This is a genomic window from Microbacterium sp. AB (genome assembly GCF_032878875.1).
Taxonomy (GTDB): domain Bacteria; phylum Actinomycetota; class Actinomycetes; order Actinomycetales; family Microbacteriaceae; genus Microbacterium; species Microbacterium betulae.
This window is the reverse complement of the sequence record NZ_CP118157.1, coordinates 122,636-137,766: the sequence shown is the minus strand read 5'-3', so window position 1 is coordinate 137,766 and position 15,131 is coordinate 122,636. Positions and strand designations below refer to the sequence as shown.

At 73.7% G+C, this 15,131-nt stretch carries 11 protein-coding genes; 9 read left to right on the top strand and 2 right to left on the bottom strand.

Annotation, left to right across the window (positions count from 1 at the left end; all coding sequences use genetic code 11):
* Window positions 1–18 precede the first annotated feature (18 nt).
* Window positions 19–1,302, bottom strand: coding sequence for an adenylosuccinate synthase (locus tag N8K70_RS00600; RefSeq protein WP_317139671.1), 1,284 nt, complete (start codon window positions 1,300–1,302; stop codon window positions 19–21).
* Between the two features lie 128 nt (window positions 1,303–1,430).
* Window positions 1,431–2,285, bottom strand: coding sequence for a sulfurtransferase (locus N8K70_RS00595; protein ID WP_317139670.1), 855 nt, complete (start codon window positions 2,283–2,285; stop codon window positions 1,431–1,433).
* A 253-nt stretch (window positions 2,286–2,538) separates the two neighbouring features.
* On the opposite strand from N8K70_RS00595, the gene N8K70_RS00590 reads away from it, so the two are divergent.
* The 9 genes from N8K70_RS00590 to N8K70_RS00550 all read left to right on the top strand — a co-directional run bounded on the left by N8K70_RS00590 (window position 2,539) and on the right by N8K70_RS00550 (window position 15,110).
* The gene (locus N8K70_RS00590; RefSeq protein ID WP_317139669.1) at window positions 2,539–3,729 is read left to right on the top strand and encodes an LLM class flavin-dependent oxidoreductase; all 1,191 of its coding nucleotides are present in this window, start codon (window positions 2,539–2,541) and stop codon (window positions 3,727–3,729) included.
* The gene (locus tag N8K70_RS00585) at window positions 3,726–5,093 is read left to right on the top strand and encodes an NtaA/DmoA family FMN-dependent monooxygenase (RefSeq protein WP_317139668.1); all 1,368 of its coding nucleotides are present in this window, start codon (window positions 3,726–3,728) and stop codon (window positions 5,091–5,093) included. The genes N8K70_RS00590 and N8K70_RS00585 overlap by 4 nt, the downstream gene beginning before the upstream one ends.
* Window positions 5,090–6,976: an FAD/NAD(P)-binding protein gene (locus N8K70_RS00580; protein ID WP_317139667.1), complete on the top strand. Its 1,887-nt coding sequence runs from the start codon at window positions 5,090–5,092 to the stop codon at window positions 6,974–6,976. Before N8K70_RS00585 ends, N8K70_RS00580 begins: the two co-directional genes overlap by 4 nt.
* Window positions 6,977–7,289: 313 nt before the next feature.
* Window positions 7,290–8,336, top strand: coding sequence for an ABC transporter permease (locus tag N8K70_RS00575; protein ID WP_317139666.1), 1,047 nt, complete (start codon window positions 7,290–7,292; stop codon window positions 8,334–8,336).
* Window positions 8,333–9,277 (top strand): ABC transporter permease, encoded by a 945-nt coding sequence (locus tag N8K70_RS00570; RefSeq protein ID WP_317139665.1) that lies wholly within the window; start codon window positions 8,333–8,335, stop codon window positions 9,275–9,277. The genes N8K70_RS00575 and N8K70_RS00570 overlap by 4 nt, the downstream gene beginning before the upstream one ends.
* Window positions 9,274–10,992 (top strand): ABC transporter ATP-binding protein, encoded by a 1,719-nt coding sequence (locus tag N8K70_RS00565; RefSeq protein WP_317139664.1) that lies wholly within the window; start codon window positions 9,274–9,276, stop codon window positions 10,990–10,992. Before N8K70_RS00570 ends, N8K70_RS00565 begins: the two co-directional genes overlap by 4 nt.
* Before the next feature lie 52 nt (window positions 10,993–11,044).
* Window positions 11,045–12,667 carry an ABC transporter substrate-binding protein gene (locus N8K70_RS00560; protein ID WP_317139663.1) on the top strand — a complete coding sequence of 541 codons (1,623 nt, stop codon included), beginning with the start codon at window positions 11,045–11,047 and terminating at the stop codon, window positions 12,665–12,667.
* Window positions 12,664–13,740 (top strand): LLM class flavin-dependent oxidoreductase, encoded by a 1,077-nt coding sequence (locus N8K70_RS00555; protein ID WP_317139662.1) that lies wholly within the window; start codon window positions 12,664–12,666, stop codon window positions 13,738–13,740. The genes N8K70_RS00560 and N8K70_RS00555 overlap by 4 nt, the downstream gene beginning before the upstream one ends.
* The gene (locus tag N8K70_RS00550) at window positions 13,737–15,110 is read left to right on the top strand and encodes a M20/M25/M40 family metallo-hydrolase (RefSeq protein WP_317139661.1); all 1,374 of its coding nucleotides are present in this window, start codon (window positions 13,737–13,739) and stop codon (window positions 15,108–15,110) included. The genes N8K70_RS00555 and N8K70_RS00550 overlap by 4 nt, the downstream gene beginning before the upstream one ends.
* Window positions 15,111–15,131 lie beyond the last annotated feature (21 nt).

The window sequence follows — 15,131 nt, the reverse complement described above, 5'->3', positions numbered from 1 at the left end:
TCCCCGTCGCGCGGCGCGTCAGACCAGGTCGTGGCGGACGATCACGGCGTCGCGGCCCGGCCCCACGCCGATGACCGAGATGCGCGTGCCGCTCATCTCCTCGAGTGCGAGCACGTAGTCCTGCGCGTTCTTCGGGAGGTCCTCGAACGTCCGGGCGCGGGAGATGTCCTCGCTCCAGCCGGGGAAGTGCTCCAGCACGGGCGTGGCGTGGTGGAAGTCGCTCTGGTTGACGGGCACCTCGTCGAAGCGCTCGCCGCCCACGTCGTAGGCGACGCAGACCGGAACCTGCTCGAGGCCCGTGAGGATGTCGAGCTTCGTGAGCACCAGGTCGGTGATGCCGTTCACCCGGGTCGCATAGCGCGTGATGGGCGCGTCGTACCATCCCACGCGGCGCGGACGACCCGTCGTCGTGCCGAACTCGAAGCCCCGTGCGCGCAGCCAGTCCCCCTGCTCGTCGAAGAGCTCGGTCGGGAAGGGCCCCGCGCCCACGCGCGTCGTGTACGCCTTGACGATGCCGACGACGCGGTCGAGGCGGCGGGGGCCGACCCCGGAGCCGGTCGCCGCCCCGCCCGCCGTCGCCGAGGACGACGTGACGAACGGGTACGTGCCGTGGTCGACGTCGAGCATGGTCGCCTGGCCGCCCTCGAACACGACGACCTCGCCGGCGTCGAGCGCCTTGTCCAGGAGCAGCCCGGTGTCGCACACCATGGGCTTCAGCCGGTCGGCGTACACGAGCAGGTCGTCCACGATCTCGTCCACCGTCGTCCCGCGGCGGTTGAACACCTTCACGAGCAGCTGGTTCTTCTGCTCGAGGGCACCCTCGACCTTCTGGCGCAGGATGCTCTCGTCGAAGAGATCCTGCGCGCGGATGCCGACGCGGTTGATCTTGTCGGCGTAGGCGGGGCCGATGCCGCGGCCCGTCGTGCCGATCTGGCGCTTGCCGAGGAAGCGCTCGGTGACCTTGTCGAGCGTGCGGTGGTACTGCGTGATGATGTGCGCGTTGGCGCTCACACGGAGCTTCGAGACGTCGATGCCGCGCGCCGCGAGGGCGTCGAGCTCCGCGAAGAGCACCTCGAGGTCGACGACGACGCCGTTGCCGATGACGGGGTTCACGCCGGGGCTGAGGATGCCGGAGGGCAGCAGGTGGAGGGCGTACTTCTCGTCGCCGACGACGACCGTGTGGCCGGCGTTGTTGCCGCCGTTGAACTTGACGACCCAGTCGGTGCGGTCGCCGAGCAGATCGGTGGCCTTGCCCTTGCCCTCGTCGCCCCACTGAACGCCCACGATCACGATGCCCGGCATGGAATACCCCCTGATGGGTCGGTGTGCCCGGATGCCCGGTACGGCCCCCGGCGGAGGCGTGCGTCTGCCGCGGCGCTCTCCCGTGCCATCCTACCGGCGAGCCGTGACGCGACCCCGGGACGGCGGCCTCAGTGCCCGAAGACGCGCTCGGCGGGACTCGCGCCGACGGCGACCGGCCGGCCGGCGCTCTGCGTCCAGCGACTCCACGACCCGGAGAAGACCTTCGCGTCGAGCCCGGCCACGGCCAGCGCGAGCGCGCTGTGCGCGGAGGCGATGCCGGAGGCGCAGTAGAGCGCGATCGGGGTGTCCTCGGTCGCGCCCACGCGCGCGAACGCACGGCGGACCTCCTCGCCGTCGCGCAGCCGGCCGTCGGCGGCGATGTGCGTGACGGCCGGCAGGTTGACCGCCCCGGGGATGTGCCCGGCCGCGGGGTCGTACCCCGCGGACGTGCCGCGGTAGCGCTCCGGCGTGCGCACGTCGATGAGCACCCCCTGCGTCGGGAAGGCGGCGGCCTCCTCGATCGAGAGGTCCCCCGGGTCCTCCTCGCGCAGCGCGGCGGTGCCCGCACGCGGGGCGACGTCGCCCGCCCGGAGCAGATGGCCCGCGGCGATCCATCCCCGCAGACCGCCGTCGAGGACGCACACGTGCAGCCCCGAACGGCGCAGCAGCCACCACGCGCGCGCCGCCGCGACGCTGTCGTTGTCGTCGTACACGACGACGAGGTCGCCCTCGTCGACCCCCCACCGGGTCACCGCCCGCTGCAGGTCGGCGTGCAGCGGGAGGGGATGCCGTCCGTCCTCCGGATGCCCCCGGCGCGACAGCTCGGCCTCGAGGTCGACGTAGACGGCTCCCGGGAGGTGCCCCGAGACGTACTCGGGCCGGCCCTCCGGCAGATCGAGCCTCCACCGCACGTCGAGGAGCGTCACGGGCGCGCCGTCGGCGAGTCGCGCGTGCAGTTCGTCGGGGGAGATGAGGTGCGACATGGGAGACATCATGATCGGGAATCGGTCGTCTCGAATCGGCGCGGACGGGAATGTGACGCAATGTGGCGTCGCGGAACGTCATATCCGACGCCGGACCGGACGACCGCGTCCCTTCGTGACGTTCCGAGTCGATTCGTGACAGCGCGCTTTGAGCGGCACGACCCGCGGCGCGACAGTGGTTCCGGTGCCGTCATGCCGCGACTCCGCACGAGAAGAGCCGCACGAGAAGGGCCGCACGAGAAGGGGAGGAGCCGTGCCGGAGCAGGTGCATGTCGCGGTCGCACTCGAGGGGGCGGGATGGCATCCCGCGGCCTGGCGCGATCCGTCGGCGAGGCCGCGCGAGCTCGTGAGCCCCGCGTACTGGCGGGAGCTGCTGCGCACGGCGGACGACGCGGCGATCGCGTTCGCGACCGTCGAGGACGCGCTCTCCCTGCCCGTGCGCGGCGAGGCCGAGCCGGCTCCGGGCCACGTCGGCGGACGCCTCGACGCCGTGCTCGTCGCGTCGTTCGCCGCGCCGCTGACCCGCCGCATCGGGCTCATCCCCACCGTCACGACGGCGCATCCGGAGCCGTTCCACGTCGCGACGGGCGTCCAGACCCTCGACCACGCCAGCCGCGGCCGCGCTGGTGTGCGCCTCGTGGTCGGCGCACCGCCGGCGGAGGTCGCGAACTTCGGCCGCCGGTCCGACGCGATCTCCGGCCTGCCGGCATCCGGCCGCGTCGAGGACTCCCCCGAGGTGCTCGCCGCGTTCCGGGAGGCGGGCGAGTTCGCGGACGTCCTCGGGCGGCTCTGGGACTCGTGGCAGGACGACGCGATCGTCCGCGACGTCGCGACCGGCCGCTACCTCGACGCCGACCGCGTGCACCGCATCGACTTCGAGGGCGAGTTCTTCTCGGTGACGGGAGCATCCATCGTGCCCCGGTCGCCGCAGGGGAGGCCGATCGTCACGGCGCTCGCGCACCAGAGCGTGCCGTACCGCTTCGCCGCCGAGCACGCCGACGTCGTCTTCGTCACGCCGCGCTCGGCCGCAGACGCGGCCGGGATCCGGACCGAGCTCGACGCCGCCCCGCGCGCCGCGGGCACGCCGCTGCGCGTCTTCGCCGACCTTCTCGTCCTCGTCGAGGAGAGCAGGTCGGAGGCTCGGGCCGCGAAGGCCCGTCTCGACGCGCTCGCGGGAGCGCCGCTCGCCTCCGACGCGCGCATCGTCGCGGGCACGCCCGACGACGTCGTCGAGGAGATCCGCGCCCTCGCGGCGGCCGGCGTCGACGGCGTCCGCCTGCGCCCCGCCCGCCTGCCCCGCGACCTCCTCGCGATCGCCGAGCGGGTCGTCCCGCGCCTGAACGCCGCGGACGCGCTGCTCGACGCCGCCGCCGACACCCTGCGCGGACGACTCGGCCTGCCGCGCCCCGAGAGCCGCTATGCACGAGAGAAGGCCCTGTCGTGAGCCGCCCCCTCCGCCAGGTGCACCTCGCCGCGCACTTCCCCGGGGTGAACAGCACGACCGTGTGGACGGACCCGTCGTCGGGCAGCCAGATCGACTTCGCGTCGTTCGAGCACTTCGCCCGCAACGCCGAACGCGGGCTCTTCGACTACGTCTTCCTCGCCGAGGGGCTCCGGCTGCGGGAGCACAAGGGCCGCGTGCACGAGCTCGACGTGCTGGGACGCCCGAACACCCTCGCCGTCCTCGCGGGCCTCGCCGCCGTGACCGAGCACGTCGGGCTGGTCGGCACGCTGTCGACGACGTTCAACGAGCCGTACGAGCTCGCCCGCCAGCTCGCGACGCTCGACCATCTGTCGGGCGGGCGCGCCGGATGGAACGCCGTGACGAGCTCCGACGCGTTCCACGGCGCGAACTTCCGCCGCGGCGGCTACCTCGACCACGCCGACCGCTACGAGCGGGCCGGGGAGTTCGCGGCGCTCGCGAAGAGGCTGTGGGACTCCTGGCCCGACGAGGGCCCGCGCGCAGACCCCGCCTCGGGCGTCTTCCTCGACGAGGGGACGCCGTCGCGTGTGCGCCACACGGGCGCGCAGTTCGACGTCGACGCGCTCTTCGACGTGCCGCGCTCGCCCCAGGGCCGGCCCGTCATCGTGCAGGCGGGCGACTCCGCCGACGGCCGCTCCTTCGGCGCGGAGCACGCGGAGGTCATCTTCTCGCTGCACGCGGAGTTCGCCGACGCGCAGGACTTCTACCGCGACGTCAAGGGTCGGCTCGCCGAGCGCGGTCGCACGGAGGAGTCGCTCAAGATCCTCCCGGCGGCGACCTTCGCGATCGGCGACACGGCCGAGGAGGCGCGTGAGCGCTCGCGCGAGATCGCGCTGCAGCAGGTGCGGCCGGAGACGGCCATCGCCTACCTCGAGCAGATCTGGAACCGCGACCTCAGCGGCTACGACGCCGACGGCCCGCTGCCCGACGTCGAGCCCGACACCGGCTCGGAGCTGACCCACGGATGGGCGAACCGGCACGCCGCCGTCCGTGCGCGCGTCGACAGGCTGCGCGGCATCGCCGAGGCCGACCGCCTCTCCGTCCGCGAGCTCGTCATCCGTCTCACGGCGCAGCACACGTTCGTCGGCACGCCCGGGCACATCGCCTCCGAGATCGACCGCTACGTCCAGGAGCGCGCGACCGATGGATTCACGGTCGTCGGACACCTCACGCCGCACGGGCTCGACGAGTTCGCCGAGCGCGTCATCCCGCTGCTGCAGGAGCGCGGCTCCTACCGTTCCGGCTACGAGGAGGGCGCGACGCTCCGCGACCTCCTCGGCCTGCCCTCGCCCGTCCGGGGCGACGTGCCGGCAGGAGCGCGGTGACGACCCCGCGCGTCGTCTTCGCCGGCGCGGGTCCGCGGGCGGCGATGCTGCTCGAGCGGCTGCTCGCCCGGCTCGGCGAGCGCGAGCGCCTCGACGTCGTGCTCGTCGACCCGCATCCCGCGGGAGGCGGACGGATCTGGCGGCACGCGCAGTCCCCGCTGCTGAAGCTCAACTCCATGGCGCGGGACGTCACGGTCTTCACCGACGACTCGTGCCGCATCGACGGCCCCGTCGAGCCCGGCCCCTCGCTCATCCGGTGGGCGGAGCTCTGGCGCGACGGCGCCCTGCCCGACGTGGAGCTCGACGCGTCGGTCGTCGACGAGGCGCGGGCGCTGCGCGGCGACGGCTTCCCCACCCGGCGGCTGCACAGCCACTACCTCGACTGGTTCCTGCGGCGCACGATCGCGAGCGCGCCGGAGGGGGTCGACGTGTCCGTCCGCCGCGGCCTCGTGACGACCGTGCAGGACGACGCGGACGGCACGCACGTCGTCGCGCTCGACGACGGGACGCAGATCGCCGCCGATGTGGTCGTCTACGCGCTCGGCCACAACGGGCGGCGTCCGGACGACGCCTCGCAGGCCCTCGTCGACGCCTCCTCCGACGCGGGACTCGTGTACGTGCCCCCGTCGTTCACGGCGGACGCCGACCTCGACGTGCTCGAGGCGGGCGCGGATGTCGTCGTGCGCGGGATGGGACTGGCCGCCGTCGACCTCGTGGTGCTGCTCACGGAGGGCCGGGGAGGACGATTCATCCGGGAGGAGGACGGCGCGCTGCGCTACGCGGCGTCCGGGCGCGAGCCGCACCTGCACATCGGCTCCCGCCGCGGGGTCCCCTACCGCTCGAAGGTCTCGTCCGCCATCCGCGGCGAGGCTCCGGTGCGCGAGGTGCTCACCCCCGAGGCGATCGCGGACCTGCTCGCCCGCCCCGCCGCGCTCGACTTCGCGCGCGACGCGTGGCCGCTCATCGCCTCCGAGCTGCTGCACGGCCACTACCGCGAGCTCTTCACGGGGTACCCCGAGCGCGTGCGCGGCACGTGGCCGGAGTTCCGAGAGACGCTGCGCTCGCACGCGTGGGACGATCCCGACCTGCTCGCCGGCATCGCGGACGTCGTCCCGGACCCCCGCGACCGCTTCGACGTGCAGAGCCTCGACACCCCCCTCGCCGGCGAGGACTTCCCCTCCGCCGAGGCCCTGCATCACCGCGTGTACGCGCACATCCGGGAGGACCTCGCGCTGCGCACCTCTCCCGACCACAGCGCCGCGCAGGGCGTGTTCGTCGCCGCGCTGCTGTCGTTCGTGGCGCTCGCCGAGGTCCCGGCCGATCGGTGGAACGCCCGCTCGCGCGCCGTCTCGCTGCAGACGCGCTGGCAGACGTTCTTCAGCTACGTCGCGAGCGGTCCGCCGGCGCACCGGCTGGAGGAACTGCTCGCCCTCGCCGACGCGGGCATCGTCCGGTTCCTCGGCCACGACGCCGCGGTGCGGGTCGAGCCCGGGCGCGGCTTCGTCGCATCGAGCCCGCACGCTCCCGGCGAGATCGTCGCCCCCGCCCTCGTGGACGCCTGGCTGCCCGCGCCGAGCGCGGCCGAGAGCGACAACCCCGCTCTGCGCGAGCTCGCCGAGGAGACGGGCACCGAGCTGCACGTCGCCGACGAGACGTTCTCCGGCTCGCTCGGCCGCATCGTCACCGACGTCGAGGGGCGCATCGTCCGCCCCGACGGCACCGCACACGCGACGCTCTTCGGCATCGGGCCCTTCACCTCGGGCACCGACGGCGGAGCGTTCACGCGGCCCGACGCCGACTCGCTGTCGCTGCGGGTCACCGACCGCATCGCCGGCGCCCTCGCCGTCGCCCTCGGCGTGGGCGCACCCGTCGCCGTCGGCTGAGCACCGCCTGCGGCGGGCATCCCGCCGACACAGCGCAGGACATCCACCGGCGGCCACGACGCCGGCCCGCAGAACGTCGAGGAGCACACCGGCTCAGGGCACCGGAACTCCTGCGTCGTGTCCGCGCGCGCCGTCGTGTCGCGCGCCACGTCGCCACATGACCCGTCGCCGCATGACCCCCCGTGTCGCCGCGTGACAGCCCGTGTCGCCGCGTGACCCCCGGTGACACGGGCGGCGGGCGCGACGAGCCGCGGGTGTCAACCTGGCCCATCGGGACTCTCGTCCCCGACCCGACCCGACCCGAAGGGGAGACGTGCTGCGCTACGTGCTCATGCGCCTGCTGCAGGCGGTCGGCGTGCTGTGGGCCGCCTACACGGTGTCGTTCCTCGTGCTCTACGCCCTGCCGTCCGATCCCGTGCTGCTGCTCGTCGGCAGCGACGCGAACGACGTCAGCCCGGAGCAGATCGACGCGTTGCGCACCCGGTACGGACTCGACCGGCCCCTCATCGTGCAATACCTCGGTCAGCTGTGGTCGGCCCTGCGCGGCGATCTGGGAACGTCGATCACGATGGGGCGGCCCGTCACCGACGTCCTGGGCGAGGCGCTGCCGCCCACCCTGCAGATCTCCCTCCTCGCGCTCGTGCTCGCGGTCGTCTTCGGGACGGGCGTCGCCGCCCTCTCCACCTACACGCGGGCGCGCTGGATCGGCACCGTCCTGCAGGCGCTGCCCCCGCTCGGAATCGCCATCCCGGGCTTCTGGTTCGGCCTCATGCTCATCCAGTGGTTCTCGTTCCGGCTGCCGCTGTTCCCCGCGGCGGGCGACCGCGGCCTCGCGTCGCTCGTCCTGCCTGCCGTCACGCTCGCGCTGCCGACGGGGGCGACGATCGCCCAGCTGCTGTCGAAGAGCCTCGCCGCGACGCTCCGTGAGCCGTACATCGACACGGCGTGGGCGAAGGGCGCCGGACGGGCCACGGTGCATCTGCGCCACGCCCTCCGCAACGCCGCCCTCCCCGCGCTCACCGTGACGGGCCTCATCGTGGGCCAGCTGCTCTCGGGCACGGTGGTGACCGAGACGGTGTTCTCCCGGCCCGGCATCGGCCGCGTGACGGCGGGCGCCGTGCAGCAGCAGGACATCCCGCTCGTGCAGGGGGTCGTGCTCTTCGCCGCGGCCGTCTTCGTGCTGGCGAACCTCGTCGTCGACCTCGTCTACCCGCTGATCGACCCGCGGATCGTGCTCCTCCCCGGCGCGCGGCGCCGTGCGGGCGCCCCCGAGCGGAAGACCGACGAGGAGAGGACGGACACCCCGGCCGGCGCCGTGGCCGTCGCCTCGCGCAACGACCCGTCGGAGGGGGAACGATGAGCGAGACCGCCGCTCTCGCCGCACGCCGCGATGCGGACGGCGCCCGGCACGACGACTTCGGCGCGACGGCACCCGACCGGTTCGACGATGCGGTGCGCGGCCGCCTCGGCCCACGGCGGACGAGCCGGCTCCGACGGGTGCTGCGCCGGCCGACCGTCGTCCTCTCCGGGCTCTGGCTCCTCGTCGTGCTCGTCGCGGCGGTCTGGCCGACCCTGCTCGCGCCCGGGAACCCCCTCGACGGCGTCCCGTCAGACAACCTCCTCCCGCCGGGGTGGGGGCATCCCCTCGGCACCGACCAGCTCGGTCGCGACCTCTACACGCGCGTCGTCCACGGCGCGGGCCTCACCCTGTCCGCGGCGAGCCTCGCGGTGGCGGTCGGGCTCGTCGCCGGCTCGGTCCTCGGTCTCGTCGCGGGTTTCGTCGGCGGATGGCTCGACAGTCTCGTCATGCGCGTCGCGGACGTGCTGCTCGCCATCCCGAGCCTGCTGCTGTCGCTCGCGATCATCACCGCACTGGGGTTCGGCACCGTGAACGTCGCCATCGCCGTCGGCATCGGCAGCATCGCCTCGGTGGCGCGCATCATGCGGTCGGAGGTCCTGCGCGTGCGCTCCTCGGTGTACGTCGAGGCGGCGCGCGCGGCGGGCAACACCTGGCTGCGCGTGCTCGCGCGCCACGTGCTGCCGAACTCGACCGGCCCCGTGATCGTGCTCGCCGTGCTCGAGCTCGGCGGCGCGATCCTCGCGGTGTCCGCCCTGAGCTTCCTCGGATACGGGGCGCAGCCGCCCGACCCCGAATGGGGCGCGCTCGTCGCGGGAGGCCGCGACTTCCTGCGCGGCGCCTGGTGGCTCACCACCCTGCCGGGCGTCGCGATCGCGCTCACCGTGCTGGCCGCGAACCGCCTGTCGCGTGCGCTCGACCGCGAGAGCGAGGCCGTCCGATGAGCCGTCGTCCCCCCTTCGAGACCGACCGGCGCCCCGGCGAGCCCGTGCTGCGCGTCGAAGGCCTCGGCGTCGCCTACGACACGGCCGCCGGCACCGTCGACGCGGTGACCGGCACGTCGTTCGAGATCGGGCAGGGCGAGACGGTCGCGGTCGTCGGCGAGTCGGGGTCGGGCAAGTCGACGACCGCCCACGCCCTCATCCGCCTGCTGCCCGGCAACGCCCGCATCACCGGCGGCACGGCGCACTTCCTCGGGCGGGACCTCGTCGCGGCCTCCTCCGCCGAGCTGCGCAGCGTGCGCGGGCGCCTCATCGGACACGTGCCGCAGGACCCGACCGTGAGCCTCAACCCCGTGATGCGCATCGGCGAGCAGGTGGCCGAGGTCCTTCGCCTGCACGGCCTCGCCGACCGCAAGAACGCCGCGCACCGTGCCGTGGACGCCCTCGCGAGGGCCGGCCTGACCGAGCCCGAGCTGCGCGCACAGCAGTACCCGCACGAGCTGTCGGGCGGGATGCGCCAGCGCGTCCTCATCGCCATCGCGATCGTCGCACGCCCCGCCCTCATCATCGCGGACGAGCCGACGAGCGCCCTCGACGTGACGGTGCAGCGGCAGATCCTCGACCATCTCGACACCCTCAAGGAGGAGCTCGGCACGAGCCTCCTGCTCATCACCCACGACCTGGGCGTCGCCGCCGACCGGGCGGACCGCGTGGTCGTGATGTCGGAGGGGCGCGACGTCGAGCAGGGCGTCCCCGCCCGGACTCTCGCCGACCCGCAGCATCCGTACACGCGCCGGCTCATCGCCGCCGCCCCCAGCCTCAACGCCGGCCGTGCACCGCTCATCGAGGTCGTCGACCGGCCGGACGAGACGGGGCGAGAGGCCGATGACGTCGCGACCGGCGGATCGGGCGAGACTCCCGTGCTGAGCGTCGAGCATCTCGTGAAGGACTTCGCGCTGCGACGCGGCGCGGGTTCGCAGGGGCACGTGCGCGCGGTGGACGACGTGAGCTTCTCCCTCGCACGCGGCCGGACGCTCGCGCTCGTCGGGGAGTCGGGCTCGGGCAAGACCACGACGGCGCGCATCGCCCTCCGTCTCGCCGACGCCACCTCGGGCCGGGTGCTCGTGGACGGCGAGGACGTCACGCGGGCCGGCGGTCGCGCCCTGCGCGCCCTGCGGAGACGGCTGCAGATCGTCCACCAGAACCCGTACGCCTCGCTCAACCCCCGCCTGACGGTCGCCGAGGCCATCTCCGATCCGCTGCGCGCCCTGCGGATCGGATCGCGGGCCGGACGCGGCGCGCGCGTGGCGGAGCTCCTGGAGCTCGTCGCGCTGCCCGCCTCCGCAGGGCCCCGCAAGCCCGCCGAGCTCTCAGGCGGCCAGCGGCAGCGCGTCGCGATCGCCCGGGCGCTCGCGATCTCTCCGGAGATCGTCGTGCTGGACGAGCCGGTGTCGGCCCTCGACGTGTCGATCCAGCATCAGATCCTGACGCTGCTCGCCGGCATACAGCGCGAGCTCGGGGTGAGCTATCTGTTCATCTCGCACGACCTCGCCGTCGTGCGGCAGATCGCGCACGACGTCGCCGTGATGCGCCGCGGCCGCATCGTCGAGCACGGCGAGACCGGCCGGGTCTTCTCCTCCCCCGCCGCCGACTACACCCGCGCCCTCCTCGACGCCATACCCGGCCGCGAAGCGGCGCTCCCTCGACCGCACCCGTGAGACGGCGCCCCGCTCCCCTCCCGCCCAGCCCCCGTCCCGAAAGGCCCCGCCCATGAGAATCCCCCGCCGCCTCCCGGCCGCCCTCGCCCTCGCGGCCTCCGCCGCCCTCATCCTGTCGTCGTGCGCCGCGCAGGAGCAGAGCGCGCCCGCGGCCACGTCCGACGGCTCGCCCGTCGACGGCGGCGAGCTCGTCGTCGCGATCGGCAACGATCCGGTGTCGCTGAACCCCTCCGGCACGGGCTCGGGCAACGACACGTGGAACGTCAACCGGCAGATCGTCGACTCGCTGCTCTACCAGAACCCCGAGACGCAGGCGCTCGAGCCGTGGCTCGCCGAGAGCTACGAGGTGAGCGACGACGCGACGACGTTCACCTTCCACCTGCGCGACGACGTCACCTTCTCCGACGGCACGCCGCTCACCGCCGAGGTCGTCCGGGGCACCTTCGACGACATCGTCGCCGCCGGCGCCGCCAGCCAGAACGGCGCGAGCCTGCTCGTGGGCTACGAGGAGACCGTCGTCGTCGACGAGCACACCGCCGAGGTGCGGTTCGCCAAGCCCAACGCGGCGTTCCCCAACTCGGTCGCGTCGGTCACCCTCGGCATCGTCGGCGCGGCGACGTTCGACACCGCCTACGAGGAGCGCGCCGACGGATCGGCCGTCGTCGGGTCCGGGCCCTTCGTGGTGGACCACTACACGAAGGACGTCGAGACCGTCCTCACCGCGCGCGACGACTACGCGTGGGCGCCCGAGGCGTTCGGCAACGACGGCGCGCCCCACCTCGACGAGGTGACCTTCCAGGTCGTCCCGGAGCCGAGCGTGCGCACCGGCGGCCTCGTCTCGGGTCAGTTCGACGCCGTCACGGGCGTGCAGCCCTCCGACCAGTCGCAGGTGCAGGACGCGGGACTGACGCTCGTCGACCGCGTGAACCCCGGCCTCTCGTTCGGGCTTTCGGTGAACGTCGCACGGCCTGCCGTGTCGGATGTCGCAGTGCGCGAGGCCATCGCCGCCGCCATCGACCCGCAGGTCGTCGTCGACACGGCCCTCAACGAGCTCTACTCGGTCGCCGACAGCTCGCTCTCCTCGACGACGCCCGCTTACGCCTCGCAGGCGGAGCGCTTCGCCTACGACCCCGAGCACGCCGCCGCGCTGCTCGACGAGGCCGGCTGGGAGGAGGGATCGGACGGGGTCAGGGAGAAGGACGGCGAGCCCCTCGAGATCCTGCTCCTGTGGAGCACGAACAACTCGACCAACCAGACCGTCGTCGAGCTCGTCCAGCAGCAGCTCGCGCAGGTCGGCATCGGCGTCGAGCTCGTCTCGGGCACGGTCCCCGAGGTGGTCGAGCGACAGGCGTCGGGCGACTTCGACCTGTCGTGGGGCAACCTCTCCCGCGCCGACGGCGACGTGCTGCGCACGACCTTCTCGTCGGCCACGACGCGCCTGGGCATCGACGACCCCGAGCTGGACGCGCTGCTGCAGGAGCAGCTCGCCGTCACGGGCGACGAGCGCGACGCCGTGCTCGCGGACGTGCAGGAGCGCATCGCGAGCCAGTACTACCAGATCCCGGTGCACGAGCTCACCTCGGTGATCGGCACGCAGCTCGCCGTCCACGGCCTCCAGTTCGGCGCGGACTCGCGGCTCGACTCGCTCGCGGGCACGTGGAAGGACGCGGAATGACCGGCGTCGTCACGGCGGCGGGCCTCGTCATCGCGGGGAACCACCCGGAGGACGACCCGGCCGCGGGCCTCGCGGAGACGCTGCGCGTGTTCTCCTTCGCCGAAGGGCTCGGCTACGACGTCGCCGGAGTGCGCCAGCGGCACCTGGAACGCGGCGTCTCCTCCGCGCTGCCGTTCCTCGCGGCGGCCTCGCAGCGCACGACGCGCATCGCGCTCGAGACGGACGTCGTTCCGCTCGGCTACGAGAACCCGTTCCGGCTCGCGGAGGACTTCGCGACGGTGGACGCCCTCTCGGGCGGGCGCGTCCACGTCGGCGTGAGCTCATCGGCTCCGCACGCCGGGCTCCTCGCGCCGCTCACCCGTCCCGACATCGACACGGCGACCGATCCCTACGCCCTCATCGGGCGGTTCCTCACGGCGCTGGAGGGGCGTCCGCTGGCGGACGAGCCCATCGCCACCCCCTACGGCCCGCAGATCCCCCGCATCCAGCCGCATGTGCCGGGGCTCCGCGAGCGCGTGTGGCTCGGCGGGGGAAGCATCCGCTCCGTGCGGTGGGCGGCAGAGCGAGGGCTTCATCTGCTGCTGGGGAACGTCGGCGACGGCGAGGTCGCCGACGACTTCGAGGCGGCGCAGCACATCCACGTCGAGCTCTACCGCTCGGCGTTCGCCGGTGCGGATGCGCCGCGCATCGGCGTGGAGCGGGTGATCCTGCCGACCGACTCGGCCACGGCGGCACAGCGCGCGCACTACGCCGACTATGCCGCGTCGCGCGAGGAGCGCACGCGGCGCCCCGTGTCGCACGGCACGCGCAAGGTCGTCTTCCAGCGGGATCTGCACGGCACCTCCGACGAGATCGTCGAGCGTCTGGCGCACGACCCGACCTTCGCCGCGGGCGCCGAGCTGCGCGTCGCCCTCCCCTACGCCTTCGCGGAGGACGAGTACCGGCAGATCCTCTCCGACGTGCGGCATGCCGTGCTCCCGAGGCTCGGCTGGTCGCCCGGCGGCGCCGCAGGCGCGGCGTCCGGCGCCGCGCCTGACGCTCGCCGCCCGGCGGGAACGACGAGCGTCGCATGAGCGGGCTCTCGCGTCTGGGCGCGCAGACGGCCGACCTGCTCCAAGAGCTCATCCGCAACGCGGCCGTCAACGACGGCACACCCGACTCCGGGCAGGAGATCCGGCAGGTCCGCACCATCCAGCGGTTCCTCGAAGGCTCGGGCCTCGAGGGCGTGGTCGTCGAGCCGCACCCCGGTCGCGCCTCGCTCATCGTGCGGCTGGAGGGCACCGATCCCCGCGCCCCCTCCCTCGCGCTCGTCGGGCACACCGACGTCGTGCCCGTGGAGCCGGCGGGGTGGGAGCGCGACCCGTTCGGCGGCGAGATCGTCGACGGCGTGCTGTGGGGGCGCGGCGCCATCGACATGCTGAACCTCACGGCGGCCTACGCCGTCGTCCTGCGCGATCTCGCCGTGAGCGGATTCCGGCCGCGCGGCGACATCGTCTTCGCGGCCGTCGCGGACGAGGAGAACGGCAGCCGTGTCGGCGTCGGCTGGCTCACGGAGCACCGCCTCGACCTCATCGACGCCGACTACGTGCTCACCGAGTCGGGAGGCGCGCCGGCGGGCGGCCTTCCCCACATCGGCGTCATGGTCGGGGAGAAGGGCGGAGCGGGGAGGCGCCTGCGGATCACCGGGAGACCCGGTCACGGCTCGGCGCCGTGGGGCGCCCGCAACGCCGCCGTCATCGCGGGGGAGGCGCTGACCCGGCTGGCGCGCCACCGCACGCCCACCGTCATCACGCCGCAGTGGCGCGCCTACGCGAACGCGCTCGACCTCGACGCGGACACGACGGCGGCCCTCACCGATCCCGACCGCTTCTTCGACGCGCTCCCCGCCACGGGCCGTCTCGCGGGCTTCGCGCACGCGTCGACGCATACGACCGTCTCGCCCAACGTCGTCGTCGCGGGCTCCAAGAGCAACGTCATCCCCGGCGAGGCGAGCGTGCTCCTCGACATCAGGGTGCTTCCCGGCGTCTCGGCCGCCGACGTGGAAGGCCACCTCCGCGAGGCGCTCGGCGATCTGCTCGAGCACATCGAGATCGAGGGCGACTGGTTCGGGGAGTCGACGCTGTCGCCGACCGACACGCCGCTCTTCGGTGCCCTCCGCGATGCGGTGCGACGCGCCTATCCGCACGCCGAGCTGCTGCCCATGCTGGGGGTCGGCGGGACGGACGGTCGCTTCTACCGGAAGCGGGGCATCCCCGCCTACGGGTTCGGCGTGCTGAGCGAGGACTGGGACTACGGACGCTTCCGCACGCTCTTCCACGGCAACGACGAGCGCATCGACCTGCGCTCCCTCGACCTCACCACGACGGCGCTCGCCCAGGTGGTGCGCACGTTCCACGACCCCGACGGCGCGGCGACCAGGCGGAAGGGCACGGAGACGACGTAGGCGGCGAGTTCGTCCCCAGGC